The organism is Bacillus cereus group sp. MYBK101-2 (assembly GCF_051918845.1).
In the GTDB taxonomy this organism is placed as follows: domain Bacteria; phylum Bacillota; class Bacilli; order Bacillales; family Bacillaceae_G; genus Bacillus_A; species Bacillus_A paranthracis.
Genome location: NZ_JBQAIE010000019.1, coordinates 1 through 13,896, shown reverse-complemented (window position 1 = coordinate 13,896; position 13,896 = coordinate 1). Strand labels below are relative to the sequence as shown.

Genomic DNA, 13,896 nt, shown 5'->3' with positions numbered 1-13,896 from the left:
TTCTCGAATAAATGATAATGATTTTCATTATCATTGTCAACTAAAAAAATAAAAAGTTTACAAAAAAATAACCCCTCAAAAAGGGGTTATGCCATTTTCTCTCCTGATTCTTCTCTAAAAAAGCTCTTCATCGCGTGAAATACATCTGCTTTTTGCTTTAAAATATAATATCTGAAATTCTCATCTTTAATATTTTTATAGGCTGACATAAGTGTACTGTGGCGGTTGTACTGGTTCACTTCCCCATACCCAAACATGTTACACTTCTTCATTAACTCTTCAACAAGTTTTACACATCTAGCATTATCTGATGTTAAATTATCACCGTCTGAAAAATGGAATGGATAAATATTATAGCGGTCTGGTGAATATTTATTATCGATTAGCTCAAGTGCTTTTTTGTATACAGAAGAACAAATTGTTCCGCCACTTTCTCCTTTTGAGAAAAACTCTTCCTCTGGAACTACTTTTGCCTCCGTATGATGGGCAATAAATTCAATATCTACTGTTTCATACTTTGTGCGTAGAAATCTCGTCATCCAGAAAAAGAAGCTCCGTGCCATATATTTCTCCCATATTCCCATCGATCCACTCGTATCCATCATCGCTAATACAACAGCTTTTGAATCTGGCTTTAATACTTCATTCCAAGTGCGGAATTTTAAATCTTCTTGGTGAATCGGATGAAAAGATGCTTTACCACGCATCGCATTTCGTTTATATGCGGATATCATCGTTCTTTTCTTATCGATGTTGCCCCATAATCCCGTTTTTCTAATATCATTAAATTCAACATGTTCAATCTTGTTTTCATCCATTTCTTTTCTCTTTAAATTAGGTAATTCTAATTCTTTGAAAAATGCTTGCTCTAATTCCAAAATAGAGACTTCAGCTTCATAATAATCTTCTCCAGCCGCATCCCCTGCTCCTTGCCCTTTTCCTGGTCCTTTTTGCTTTTGACCACCTGATCCATCTCTCGCAACGACATCACCAACTTTGCTGTCACCATTTCCTTGCCCAACGTGTTTGTTTTTATCATAATTGTACCTAATCTTATATTCATCTAAAGAACGAATCGGTATTTTTACAACATCCTTACCATTAGACATAACAATGCTTTCTTCTGTTACAAGATCGGGTAAATTATTCTTAATTGCCTCTTGTACTTTCTCTTGATGGCGTTGTTGGTCGTCATATCCTTTGCGATGGAGGGACCAGTTTTCCTGTGAAATCGTATAATTTGGTTGGTTTTCTTCACCCATTTCTTTCCCTCCTTACTGTAATTGTCTTCCTATATGAACAGCAAGCTAGAAATTTTGTTTTATACTGTACCAGCTAGAATGAAAGGTCACTGCCCATCGAAAATCATCCCATAAACATATATAACGTTTTTCATATAATACTCCGAGCATCCTAAACAAAATTTTGCCACTCACATACTAGAAAAGAATCATTCAGCCTTTGATAAGAAAGAAACACAATGCATAGTTGCACACATTTACACTTTGCAACATATTGTATTGTGTTGGCTTTTTTCGTATGAATGGTTGGTTACTCTATCATATGCATATTGTAAAAATAATTGACAATAAATTCATAAAATTGCATCTTAATTTATTACATTTGGACAAGGTATGACACTTTACACATATGACTGGATAATAAAACGCTGTCCCGCAAAATACAAGAGACAGCGTTTTGTTATCAAACTATCGATTTAGCAGGCTACCTACATAGCGTAATAATTCATTTGCTGAAGAAGAATTATAGCCGTGCTCATCAATTAAACGTGCAACAACATCATTAATTTTCTTCAGCTGATTTTCGTCTGGTGTTTTCGTTGATGTTGTAATTTTCACTATATCTTTTAAATCAGCAAATAGCTTCTTCTGAATCGCTTCACGAAGACGTTCGTGCGAATTATAGTCGAAGCGTTTTCCTTTACGTGCATAAGCAGAGATGCGAATTAATATTTCTTCCCGGAATGCTTTTTTAGCATTTTCTGAAATTCCAATTTGCTCCTCAATCGAGCGCATTAACTTTTCATCTGGGCTCATTTCTTCACCTGTTAACGGATCACGTAATTTCGACTTATTGCAGTACGCCTCAACGTTGTCTAAGTAATTATCCATAAGTGTCTTAGCGGATTCTTCATACGAATAAACAAACGCTTTTTGTACTTCTTTTTTAGCAATTTCATCATATTCTTTTCTTGCTAATGAAATGAAGTTCATATAGCGCTCTCGGTCTTCATTACTAATCGATGGATGCTGATCCAATCCATCTTTTAAAGATCTAAGCACATCTAGAGCATTAATAGATGGTACTTCTTTTCGAATAATTGTAGAAGAAATGCGGTTAATAACGTAACGAGGATCAATACCTTTCATACCTTCATCTTGATATTCGCGTTGCAACTCCTCTACATCAATCGCATTATAACCTTCTACCGTTTCTCCATCATACAAACGCATCTTTTTAATTAAATCAATATCTGGACGCTTCGGATCTTTTAAACGAGTTAAAATCGTAAACATTGCTGCAACCCGAAGTGTATGCGGTGCAATGTGCACATCGGACACGTCACTTTCACGAATCATTTTTTCATAAATATGTTCTTCTTCACTCACTCGTAAATTATATGGAACTGGCATTACAATAATTCTTGAGTGCAATGCTTCATTTTTCTTATTTGCTATGAAAGAGCGATACTCTGTTTCATTCGTATGCGCTACAATTAATTCATCTGCTGAAATAAGTGCAAATCTTCCCGCTTTAAAATTCCCTTCTTGTGTAAGCGATAATAAGTGCCATAAGAACTTCTCGTCGCATTTTAACATCTCTTGGAATTCCATCATCCCACGGTTTGCCTTATTCAATTCTCCATCGAAGCGATACGCTCGTGGATCTGATTCTGAACCATATTCTGCAATTGTAGAAAAGTCCAAGCTACCTGTTAAATCTGCAATATCTTGTGATTTAGGATCAGAAGGGCTAAATGTACCAATACCAGTTCGGCGATCTTCAGAGAAGAAAATACGCTCCACAACTACATCTTCAATTCTCCCACCATATTCTTGCTCTAGGCGCATAACGTTGAGTGGTGATAAATTCCCTTCAATTCTTACTCCATACTCATCAAAGAAATCATCTCGTAAATGATGCGGAATTAAATGAAGTGGATCTTCATGCATTGGGCACCCTTTAATTGCAAAAATTGCTCCTCGATCTGTTCTTGAATATGTTTCTAATCCTCGTTTCAACATCGTAACTAATGTTGATTTACCTCCACTAACAGGACCCATTAATAATAAAATACGTTTTCTAACATCTAATCGTTTTGCAGACGGATGAAAATATTCCTCTACAAGACGTTCTAAAGCATCCTCTAACCCAAATAGCTGATTACTAAAGAAGTTATACTTTCTTCTACCATCAACTTCTTCAATTCCAGCATCTTTTATCATATTGTAAATGCGAGAGTGTGCTGTTTGAGCCACCCATGGTCTTTCCTTCACAAGCTCCAAATACTCCGCAAACGTACCTTCCCATTGTAAGCGTTCTTCTGCTTCTCGATGCTGTTCAATTTTTTTTAGAATATCCATTATAGCTCCTCCCCCATCTCCTTGTTCAATCGGATTATTATAAAAGGTATGCTAGGATGTCCTTAAACATTCTTTAAATCAAAATGAAATATACAGTAGTGTTATAAAATTCTCTCCAAAATTCAAAGAAAATTCTGTATAATATAGGTATTAAAGTTTTTACACCTCTATTCACTTTAAATAAATTCTTTTCTTCCAAGAACATTACATACATTTCGATTCATATTTCAGATTCGTAAACTGAAAAAATAGGAGGGATATTAGTATGAAATTATTATTAATTTTAGGTGTATCACTCACATTTCTTACAGCTATTTTTACATCTGGTTACAATGATAAACCCGGTACACATAAAAAGTGATGTGCTTCTTAGCACATCACTTTTTTTATCAATTATTTATAATACACATTTTCCACATCATATTTTGATAAAGGGCGGCTATAATAATAACCTTGTACAAACTTCACATTCTTTTCCTTCAAAAATTGTATTTGTTCCGCTTTTTCTACCCCTTCTGCAATTACATTCAATTCCAACGTATGAGCTAGATGAATAATTGCAGCCGTAATATTCGTATCGCGTTCATCTACATGTATACCTTCCATAAAAGAACGATCAATTTTCAAAGTATCAATTGGATACGTTTTTAAATAACTCAAAGATGAATACCCTGTACCAAAATCATCTAAATGAATCTTTAAATTTTGTTCTTTTAATTGTAGCAATACTCTTTTCGATATATCTTTATGTATAAGGGCTCCTTCTGTAACCTCTATCGCTAATAAATGAGCTGGTACATTGTACTTATGTAAAGCTCGTGTAATCATCTCTATTAATGTAATAGAGCGAAAATGCCTGGCTGAAATATTAACTGCAATTGGGACAACTTCATATCCTTTATTTAACCATTCGCGTATTTGTCGACACACTTCATTTACTACCCATTCATCAAGCTTAATAATAAATCCTGTTCTTTCTGCTAGCGGAATAAATTGATTGGGAGAGACAAATCCTAATTCTTTATTCTCCCACCTTATTAAAGCCTCCATACTAGCTATTTTTTTCGTTTCAATATTCATTTGCGGCTGATAATATAAGAAGAATTCATTTTTTTCTATAGCACGATGTAATTGGTTTTCTATTATAAATCTTTGTTCACGCTCACAATCTAACCCACTGCAATAAAAATGATAATGTCCTTTTCCTTTTTCTTTTGCTTTTTCCAAAGCAGCATCAACTCTTTGGAATAATATCTTTTCATCTTCTCCATCTGTTGGAGCCATTACAATTCCGATTGAAGCACTTAAATACACGTCCTCTTCTTCGATTACAAAATGTTCACTAATCCTTTTCAGTATGTTTTTGGAAACTCCCTCTACACGTTCTTTCGTTATATTTTCTATTAACATAACAAATTGATCATCGTGTTCTCTAAATAAGTGCATACCAGCTATTTCAAAACTGCTTAAACATTCTGTAACTTTTTGTAATACTTTATCTCCTTCTTTATGGCCAAAAGTATCATTAATAAGATGAAATTCATCTAAATCTATAAAAACAAGCGCAAACTCTGTATTATCATTCAACAAAGTATTTAACTTATTTGCACATGAAATTCTATTCATTAATCCTGTTAACTGGTCATAGTAAGCTAAATATTCCGTTCTCATCTCATTTAATACTTGCCTTGTAACATCTCTCGTAACAATATATACTCCAACAATTTCACCATTTACAATAATCGGAATCGTCCTCAGAGAAATATATAGCTCGTACCCTTCTTTATGAACATACTTCTTTGAAACAATTTGCTTCGCTTTTCCTTGCATGGATCCTTTAAATATAATTTGAAAATCTTTTTCATATTCTTTATTAATAAATTCAAAGATAAATTTATTATTTAATTCTTCATATCGATATCCAAATATTTCATACGTTGCTGGATTCGCGTATGTAATTCTACCTATAGAATCTATAGATATAATGGAGTCATTATTATATTCTAGTAATGACTTAAATAACATTTGTTTTTCCTCTATTTCAATCTTCTCCTCAATTTGAGCTGTAATATCCCTCGTAATACAAATAATAAACTGGCATACCCCTTCTTCATCAAATACAGGATTAAGTGAAGATTCATAATGTAAATTACCAGTTGGTAAACTAACTACATCACAAAAGGTATGTGCTTTTGCTTCACTCGCTACTTTTGCATATTGCACTTGCAATATTTCCGCCGTATCTTTCGGCAATACTTCAGAAAACGTTTTTCCATAACATTCTTCGCTTAGCTTTGCATAATCCATACCTATCTTATTTACATAAATATATGTAAAGGTTTCATCATCCATAACTTTCACAATAAATACTAAATCTTGAATAGCATGTAATAATCCTCTTCTTATTAAATCCATATCTATCATACTTAAAAAGGTATTTTGATTACGATATTGTTCCTTCATATTTATCTCAACCCGTCTAATCTATTTTTATTCATATATCACCATTCTATATGACTATGTACCCTTTTTTAAATGTATGATTCCATATTTACTTTTATTTTTAGAAAAAAAGCCGCCATATGGCGACTTTTAATAAACAATTTCTAAATCTAATCCTGGATAATTTTGTTGACGGAACGCTTCATAAATTAAAATAGCTGCTGTATTTGATAAATTTAATGAACGCACTTTATCAGTCATTGGAATACGTAAACAATGATCGAAATTTTCTTCGATTACATTAGCTGGTAAACCGTTCGTTTCTCTTCCAAATACAAAGTAGTAATCCTTCTCACGTTTACTATAATCAAACGCTGTATGAGCTTTCTCGCCATACTTTGTTAAATAGAAGAACTCACCGTCTTTATTTTTCTCATAAAACTCTTCAATTGAATCATAATACGTAATTTTCACGTGCTGCCAATAATCTAATCCTGCACGCTTTAACATTTTATCATCCGTTGAAAATCCAAGCGGTCTAATCAAATGTAATTCTGTTCCAGTTGCTGCACAAGTACGAGCAATATTTCCTGTATTTGCTGGAATTTCTGGTTGATATAAAACAACATGTACTCCCACGCGATATTCACCTCTGTTTTTTGTCTACTACGTATTATACCACTTGAGCGAAAAATCTCTACCCATTAATAATATGAAAGAATTTATATTTCATTTGTGGTGTATATTTACTAGAATCTTCATAGTTCCAATAACGCCGACGGCTATTCGCTGAATGTGCATTTACAAGTGGCATACCATCTGCGTCTTTTGCTACTACAATCGTCGTATGATTCCACCTACCATCATCCTCGAAATCATAAGCGATGACATCACCAAGAATAAGGTCCTCTGGCCTTTCTACAGCTTCAGCTCGAAGTCCTGATGTAGCACCTGACAAATACCAATAAAAAGAGTGTGCAACAGCCCAGCTCCAACTCCACTGATTCTCCCTTTGCCACCATCCTTTGCGAATATTAGGATATCCATTCATTGGTACTTCTCCAGTATGAAGACATTGAGAAATAAAATTCGTACAATTATCAGGGAAATTACGATATGCAGGGTTTCGATCATCCCACCAACGCTCTGCATATTTAACTGCCTCTAAACGGTTGTACTGATAGGAACCGTACTTCTCTTTTGTAACTTCCCTTTCTAATGTCTCACTCATTCCAACTGCTTCTGGCACTTCAATAGCATAATCACCTATTATCCGGCTATTATTTAAACAAACTCTTCGTTTTAATTGTTCCTCTTCAATATAAAATAATTCTTTATGCTTAATTAAATATTTAAAATGTATTTGATAATCAATTTCTTGATGATTGCTATTATTTAATTGCCTCATAAAAGAAACATCCGCAGTTGCTTTTACTATCTCTGCATTACGCTTTTGAAATAATTGTTTCTTTCTCTTTGCTATTTGTAATAAATCTTCAGCAATACCATCTACATTTGTTCGTTTCTCTGTTATATATGCTAAAAAGTGTTGGACTTGCTTTTCAATATTTATTTTTACAACCATTTCGTCTCCCTCCCATATTACAATATGAAAAAGGGAGATATTATCTACTCTTTTTTCTGCGCTAACAGTTCAAGTCCGCGATTCATTTCATGAAGAACCTCTTCGTCTTTCTCACGTTGCATCGCTTTTTCAATAGCTTCGCCCACGCCGTCTCCACCAATTTTCCCAAGCGCCCACGCTGCCGTCCCGCGAAGCACTGGTCTTGGATCATCTTTCATAACACCTATTAAATCTGGAATTGCTGATGCTTCTTTAAAATGTGCAAGTGCCAAAATCGCATTTCGTTGCAACGGTTTTTTACCTCTCCATGAACCAGACATAATTCCATATTTCTCTTTAAAATCACGATTGCTAATTGTTAAAAGCGGTGTTAATAACGGTTTAACTAACTCAGGATCTGGTTCCATCTCAGGGTGATTATGAAAATCCATTCCTTTATTTTTCGGACAAACTGTCTGACACGTATCACATCCATAAATACGATTACCTATTTTGTCGCGATACTCTTCTGGTAAGAATCCTTTCGTCTGTGTTAAAAATGCTATACACTTCTTCGAATCTAACTGTCCTCCTTGTATTAAAGCACCTGTAGGACAAATATCAATACACTTTGTACAGCTCCCGCATTGATCTTCTATCGGCTGATCTGGTGGGAATGGAACGTTTGTAATCATTTCTCCTAAATACACATACGAACCAAATTCAGGTGTAATAATAGAGCAGTTCTTACCGCTCCATCCAATACCAGCACGCTCTGAAACAGCTCGATCACTTAATTCACCCGTATCAACCATTGACTTAACTTCTATATCGGGAAGTTTTTCGATTAAATATGCTTCTAATTTCTGCAAACGATCTCGTAAAACTAGATGATAATCTTGTCCCCAAGAAGCACGACAAAAAATCCCACGGCGTTCTCCACGCTTACTTAATGGTGCATTTTTTAATTTTGAAGGATACGCTAATGCAATCGCAATAATTGATTTTGCACCAGGTAATAGAAGCTGTGGGTTCGTTCTCTTTTCTATATCAGGCTCTTCAAATCCAGATTGATAATTTAATTGTTGCTGCTGGATTAACCGCTGCTTTAATTCTTCAAATGGTGAAGCACTAGCAAAGCCTATTTTATCTATACCAATCGTTTTACTATACGCAATAACATCTTGCTTTAATTGTTCAAAATCCATTCCTAATCGCCCTCCTCAGATGAATCCATCCTTTATGTAACGATCTATTAGTTAGCAATTCACTTTTGGAATACTATTCTTTACTTCTATTTTCGCATACAATGATGTTTTTAAAACATTAAAAAACGCAATGCCTCGTTTATCTCGGAAACGAAACACTGCGTTGATCACAATTTATAGAAAAACATTTAATAAAATTTGGAGCGGGTGAAGAGAATCGAACTCTCGACCAGAGCTTGGAAGGCTCTTGTTTTACCACTAAACTACACCCGCAAATATGAAATACATATAAGATATTAGAATAACTTATGTAAAGTAGTATAGCATGTACAAAAAGCGGAAGCAAGAATTTTATCGAAAAAAGTCGAAAAAGTGATGAGAGGACTCATCACTTTTTCAATTCTTTATCAATTGCCGCCTTCATACTATCAAAATCAGGATTTGCAAGATTTCCATTCACATATACCGAAGGAGCACCTTGAACTTTTAATTTTTGAGCACGATCTGAATCTTTACGTACTTTTTCTTTTATTTCTTTACTGTGTAAATCTTTCTTAAATTGCGCTACATCAACTTTCGGAAGCTTCTCTTTCACAATATTAAGAAGCAATTCTTCTGTAATCCATTCTTCCGTATCTTTCTTTTGACTTTGATAAATCTCATCATAGAAAGTCCAGAATGAATCTTTATCTTGTTTATAAATTGCTTCACCAGCTGCTGCACCTAAATCAGAGTCTTTTCCGATAAATGGGAAATTAATAAAGTATAACTGCACTTTTCCTTTATCGATATACTCTTCTTTTAATCGTGGTAATACTGTTACATCCCAAGTACGACAAGCAGGACATTTGAAGTCTCCAAATTCAACTACCTTAACTGGGGCATCATCTTTCCCTAAAGATTGTTGTGTGGAATAAGCAAACATCTCATTCCCTTTATCCTTTTTGTCATTTATGATGCTATACGCAATTGTTCCGATTACAATCAATACTGCAATAGAAAAAACTATACCAAGGGCCATGAGTTTATTTGATTTCATATACATTCCTCTTTAAATTCATATTCTGTATACAGCATTGTACACAATACACATAATATCAACACTTATATACATCACGCAATGAACACGCTCACATAAATTACAAAAACACAATAATTGTGACGATATTGTGTCACAATTTGTCACAATTTATTCAAAAAAAGAAGCTCCTATGTAGGAACTTCCTTTAGCTTACTGCTTTTTCACGAGCACTATTTAACATTGACTGCTCTGTTTTTATATCATGCCGAATTACTAACTTCTCACTAACTGCTTGCACATACTCATCATGATTGATATAGCCTTCTTTCTCCATCAATCTCAAAACGACATTTCGTCTCTCTACGGCCTTATCATAATTTTGTGCAGGTGAGTAATAAGCAGGTGCCTTTACTACAGCAGCCATCATTGCACTTTCAGCCAACGTTAATTGGCTTACCTTTTTACCGAAGTATAGGTTTGCTGCTTTTTCAATTCCCCATGCTCCTTCTCCGTAATAAATATTGCTTACATACAATTTTAAAATTTCATCCTTCGTAAATGTACGTTCAATTTTTTTCGTATAGAAAATCTCTTTCCACTTACGAGAAAATGTACGTTCATTCGTTAAAAAAGCATTTTTAGATAACTGTTGTGTAATTGTACTTCCACCTTGCACAACACCACCAGCTTTTATATTTTCAACAGACGCTCTGACAATCGCTATATAATCTAAACCGTTATGATGATAAAACCTTTTATCTTCTGTCGCAATAAATGCATGTGTCAATGATTCTGGCACCTCTAACTTAGCCGGCACATGTAATTTACTAATATCACTTTGCTCGATCATCACATTTCCAACGAATAATAACGTAAAACTTAACAATAATAATAAAATAATGGCTTTATAAAAAAACTTAGTCATTGGATTTAATGCAACTTTTTGATGATAGTTCACCCTAGATAATACTCGTTCTTTCATCTTAAACACCTCTTTTCCACACAGCGTATAACTCTTACTTTAAGAATACCTTGTTGTAAAAAAATATCCCATCGATTTCTCTTACACGTACCTTACATCATTGTAAGGTATAAATTGAAACTTTCATCAGACCCCCACCAATCTGGCTGCCCGGCAAATAGCGGGATAAAAAAGTATTGTATCACAGTCCTTTTTTATCTACTATTCATCTGAAATATTGAATATAGATTATGCTAAATCAATAGCAGATTAGATCTTAAGGTTATTATACTTTCTCTATTAAAGCACCCTATTTTCATTATATCATCTACCAATATATATACTTTTGAGTATCTAGTAATCTAAATGTACATAATATATCATATATTGTACAGAACAAACGTTCTTTAAATCAATACTAACGCTATTATTATTTTGACCTTTTTCTTAAACAGTATACAAAAAAGAGTAGTGATTTGACTGTATCTCAAATCGGCTACTCTTTTCTTTACAATCTTCCTATTAAGTTATACGGCTGCACTTCCCACGTTTCATACGGAATGAAATGGGTTGCTCTCATCGCATCAAGCGTTCTGGATTTCATATGAGGACGCGTTATATACTCATTTATGTTCTCTTCGTTTAAAGCTACAAATTTAGCCTCTTGTATTTCTTCATGTTGAATTTTTATTTCACCGCTTACATATGCTACTTTAAAAACGACAGCTAAAATGTTCTTGGAAGCATTATAATAAACTCCTGTAACTCCAAGCGGCTTCACAGTTAAACCCGTCTCCTCAAGCATTTCCCTACAAACAGCTTGATCGAGTGCTTCCCCTTCTTCTACCTGTCCTCCTGGTAACTCCCACGTATCAGCTCGCCAGTGTACCTTTGCTAATAACACTTCATCTTTTTCATTTGTTAAATAGCCTGCTACAGCAACGATATGTTTTGGTGTTTTTTGTTCCATGTTAAGCCTCCTAGCAATAATGAATATTTCATATATCCCTATAAGCATATTCCCTGTTTACAATAAAATACCTTTATTAAAAAAGCCCCTATTCGTTAAACGAACAGGGGCTTTTATCGTATTATTCTCCTAAGTCTACGTTGTGATAAACTTGTTGTACATCTTCTAAATCTTCTAATGCATCAACCATTTTTTCAAATTGTGCTTGTGCATCTTCAGGAAGTGTTACATCGTTTTGTGCAAGCATTGTTAATTCGGCAACTGTAAATTCTTCAACACCCGCATCTTTAAGAGCAGATTGTACTGCATGGAATTGATCTGGTTCAGCATACACGATAACAGCATCTTCTTCTTCAAGAATGTCACGTGCATCCACATCTGCTTCCATTAAAATTTCAAGAACTTCATCTGATGTTTTCCCTTCAAGGCCGATAACAGCTGTTGCATCAAACATGTAAGCTACAGAACCGTTTACACCCATGTTACCACCGTTTTTGCTAAATGCAGCTCGTACATCTGCTGCAGTACGGTTTACGTTGTTTGTAAGTGTATCTACAATTACCATAGCTCCATTTGGTCCGAACCCTTCATAACGAAGCTCGTCATAATTTTCTTCTGAACCACCTTTTGCTTTTTCAACTGCACGATCGATAATTGTTCTTGGAACATTGTATGTTTTCGCACGTTCTAATACAACTCTAAGCGCTTGGTTTGATTCCGGATCTGGCTCGCCTTGTTTTGCCGCTACATAAATTTCACGTCCAAATTTCGCGTATATACGGCTAGTATTTGCATCTTTTGATGCTTTTTTATCTTTAATATTATTCCATTTACGACCCATACTTTCCACTCTCTTTCCCGTTTTAAATCTACATAAAAATATTAATATGAAATATCATGTGTGTTCAACACATTTTTAAAAGAAATATAAAAAGTTCATTTTTGATTCATATTACAGACATAATATAAATCACTATCATTTTGTTCTTTCGACAAGTTATATTATACATGAATTCCTACGTTTATTACGAATTTTAGAAGCACATAACATAATTTAGCAAAAAAATTCTACCATTTCACCAACACACTATTTATGCTTATTTTGTAGTGTGATGAAAATATAAAAAGACTCTACACATTTGGTGTAGAGTCTTTTTATTACGCCGTTCGTGATACCGATGGTCGGGGTCGAACCGACACTCCCGAAGGAACACGATTTTGAGTCGTGCGCGTCTGCCAATTCCGCCACATCGGCACAAAAGAAAAGGCGGCAACCGGATTTGAACCGGTGATAAAGGTTTTGCAGACCTCTGCCTTACCACTTGGCTATGCCGCCATATAAAATTTTACTGGAGCGGAAGACGGGATTCGAACCCGCGACCCCAACCTTGGCAAGGTTGTATTCTACCACTGAACTACTTCCGCAAAAATGGCTGGGCTAGCTGGATTCGAACCAGCGCATGACGGAGTCAAAGTCCGTTGCCTTACCGCTTGGCTATAGCCCATCGAATTCTTACTTAATTATATGTAAGTATCCATTAGATTATTTATAATTTTTAAAATAAAAATGGGGCGACTGATGGGAATCGAACCCACGAATGCCGGAGCCACAATCCGGTGCGTTAACCACTTCGCCACAACCGCCATGTTGTGTAAATATATTTGGCAGGGGCAGTAGGAATCGAACCCACACTGGAGGTTTTGGAGACCTCAGTTCTACCTTTAAACTATGCCCCTATGTAAATGGTGGAGGGGGGCAGATTCGAACTGCCGAACCCGAAGGAGCGGATTTACAGTCCGCCGCGTTTAGCCACTTCGCTACCCCTCCGAAACTTACATGGTGCCGGCTAGAGGACTTGAACCCCCAACCTACTGATTACAAGTCAGTTGCTCTACCAATTGAGCTAAGCCGGCGTATTTTATTAAAGTAAATGGTGGCTCGGGACGGAATCGAACCGCCGACACGAGGATTTTCAGTCCTCTGCTCTACCGACTGAGCTACCGAGCCTTATTAAAATGGCGGTCCCGACCGGGGTCGAACCGGCGATCTCCTGCGTGACAGGCAGGCATGTTAACCACTACACCACGGGACCATTTGGTTGCGGGGACAGGATTTGAACCTGCG

At 35.4% G+C, this 13,896-nt stretch carries 10 protein-coding genes and 11 tRNA genes; all 21 read right to left on the bottom strand.

The genetic code is table 11. The features are described 5' to 3' along the window. Positions 1-86 precede the first annotated feature (86 nt). Complete coding sequence (yhbH, locus tag ACTFSI_RS24730; protein WP_000503505.1) at positions 87-1,262, bottom strand: sporulation protein YhbH; 1,176 nt, start codon at positions 1,260-1,262, stop codon at positions 87-89. A gap of 447 nt (positions 1,263-1,709) precedes the next feature. After that, a complete protein-coding gene (locus tag ACTFSI_RS24725) occupies positions 1,710-3,605 on the bottom strand; it encodes a PrkA family serine protein kinase (protein WP_000353279.1) in 1,896 nt (631 codons plus the stop codon). A gap of 393 nt (positions 3,606-3,998) precedes the next feature. After that, positions 3,999-6,068 (bottom strand): sensor domain-containing protein, encoded by a 2,070-nt coding sequence (locus ACTFSI_RS24720; RefSeq protein WP_000664293.1) that lies wholly within the window; start codon positions 6,066-6,068, stop codon positions 3,999-4,001. A gap of 129 nt (positions 6,069-6,197) precedes the next feature. Beyond that, positions 6,198-6,686 carry a tRNA (uridine(34)/cytosine(34)/5-carboxymethylaminomethyluridine(34)-2'-O)-methyltransferase TrmL gene (gene trmL, locus ACTFSI_RS24715; RefSeq protein WP_000538147.1) on the bottom strand — a complete coding sequence of 163 codons (489 nt, stop codon included), beginning with the start codon at positions 6,684-6,686 and terminating at the stop codon, positions 6,198-6,200. 58 nt (positions 6,687-6,744) lie between these two features. Then, positions 6,745-7,632: an amidase domain-containing protein gene (locus tag ACTFSI_RS24710; protein ID WP_000260539.1), complete on the bottom strand. Its 888-nt coding sequence runs from the start codon at positions 7,630-7,632 to the stop codon at positions 6,745-6,747. A 44-nt stretch (positions 7,633-7,676) separates the two neighbouring features. Further along, positions 7,677-8,819, bottom strand: coding sequence for a tRNA epoxyqueuosine(34) reductase QueG (gene queG, locus ACTFSI_RS24705; protein WP_000345218.1), 1,143 nt, complete (start codon positions 8,817-8,819; stop codon positions 7,677-7,679). Between the two features lie 199 nt (positions 8,820-9,018). Continuing rightward, positions 9,019-9,092 (bottom strand) — tRNA-Gly (locus ACTFSI_RS24700). Between the two features lie 115 nt (positions 9,093-9,207). After that, entirely contained in the window at positions 9,208-9,858 is a 651-nt protein-coding gene (locus ACTFSI_RS24695) for a DsbA family protein (protein WP_000841311.1), read from the bottom strand. Between the two features lie 187 nt (positions 9,859-10,045). Beyond that, the gene (locus tag ACTFSI_RS24690) at positions 10,046-10,822 is read right to left on the bottom strand and encodes a transglycosylase domain-containing protein (RefSeq protein WP_138322511.1); all 777 of its coding nucleotides are present in this window, start codon (positions 10,820-10,822) and stop codon (positions 10,046-10,048) included. 487 nt (positions 10,823-11,309) lie between these two features. Next, positions 11,310-11,771 (bottom strand): NUDIX hydrolase, encoded by a 462-nt coding sequence (locus ACTFSI_RS24685; protein ID WP_000436089.1) that lies wholly within the window; start codon positions 11,769-11,771, stop codon positions 11,310-11,312. 121 nt (positions 11,772-11,892) lie between these two features. Further along, positions 11,893-12,612: a YebC/PmpR family DNA-binding transcriptional regulator gene (locus tag ACTFSI_RS24680; protein WP_000532946.1), complete on the bottom strand. Its 720-nt coding sequence runs from the start codon at positions 12,610-12,612 to the stop codon at positions 11,893-11,895. A gap of 332 nt (positions 12,613-12,944) precedes the next feature. Beyond that, positions 12,945-13,026: transfer RNA gene (locus ACTFSI_RS24675), tRNA-Leu, on the bottom strand. Between the two features lie 10 nt (positions 13,027-13,036). After that, a tRNA-Cys gene (locus ACTFSI_RS24670) sits at positions 13,037-13,107 on the bottom strand. 14 nt (positions 13,108-13,121) lie between these two features. Then, positions 13,122-13,196, bottom strand: a tRNA-Gly gene (locus ACTFSI_RS24665). A 5-nt stretch (positions 13,197-13,201) separates the two neighbouring features. Further along, a tRNA-Gln gene (locus ACTFSI_RS24660) sits at positions 13,202-13,276 on the bottom strand. Positions 13,277-13,339: 63 nt separating this feature from the next. Further along, a tRNA-His gene (locus ACTFSI_RS24655) sits at positions 13,340-13,415 on the bottom strand. A gap of 19 nt (positions 13,416-13,434) precedes the next feature. Further along, a tRNA-Trp gene (locus ACTFSI_RS24650) sits at positions 13,435-13,508 on the bottom strand. A gap of 7 nt (positions 13,509-13,515) precedes the next feature. Then, positions 13,516-13,599: transfer RNA gene (locus tag ACTFSI_RS24645), tRNA-Tyr, on the bottom strand. 10 nt (positions 13,600-13,609) lie between these two features. Continuing rightward, a tRNA-Thr gene (locus ACTFSI_RS24640) sits at positions 13,610-13,685 on the bottom strand. 18 nt (positions 13,686-13,703) lie between these two features. Next, a tRNA-Phe gene (locus ACTFSI_RS24635) sits at positions 13,704-13,779 on the bottom strand. 9 nt (positions 13,780-13,788) lie between these two features. Further along, a tRNA-Asp gene (locus ACTFSI_RS24630) sits at positions 13,789-13,864 on the bottom strand. Between the last annotated feature and the right edge of the window lie 32 nt (positions 13,865-13,896).

What these genes read in the sequence shown, in the direction of transcription:
- ACTFSI_RS24690 (WP_138322511.1), bottom strand. Translation starts at nt 10,822, where the DNA reads ATGAAAGAACGAGTATTATCTAGGGTGAACTATCATCAAAAAGTTGCA.
- yhbH (WP_000503505.1), bottom strand. Translation starts at nt 1,262, where the DNA reads ATGGGTGAAGAAAACCAACCAAATTATACGATTTCACAGGAAAACTGG.
- ACTFSI_RS24695 (WP_000841311.1), bottom strand. Translation starts at nt 9,858, where the DNA reads ATGAAATCAAATAAACTCATGGCCCTTGGTATAGTTTTTTCTATTGCA.
- ACTFSI_RS24680 (WP_000532946.1), bottom strand. Translation starts at nt 12,612, where the DNA reads ATGGGTCGTAAATGGAATAATATTAAAGATAAAAAAGCATCAAAAGAT.
- ACTFSI_RS24720 (WP_000664293.1), bottom strand. Translation starts at nt 6,068, where the DNA reads ATGAAGGAACAATATCGTAATCAAAATACCTTTTTAAGTATGATAGAT.
- queG (WP_000345218.1), bottom strand. Translation starts at nt 8,819, where the DNA reads ATGGATTTTGAACAATTAAAGCAAGATGTTATTGCGTATAGTAAAACG.
- ACTFSI_RS24710 (WP_000260539.1), bottom strand. Translation starts at nt 7,632, where the DNA reads ATGGTTGTAAAAATAAATATTGAAAAGCAAGTCCAACACTTTTTAGCA.
- ACTFSI_RS24725 (WP_000353279.1), bottom strand. Translation starts at nt 3,605, where the DNA reads ATGGATATTCTAAAAAAAATTGAACAGCATCGAGAAGCAGAAGAACGC.
- ACTFSI_RS24685 (WP_000436089.1), bottom strand. Translation starts at nt 11,771, where the DNA reads ATGGAACAAAAAACACCAAAACATATCGTTGCTGTAGCAGGCTATTTA.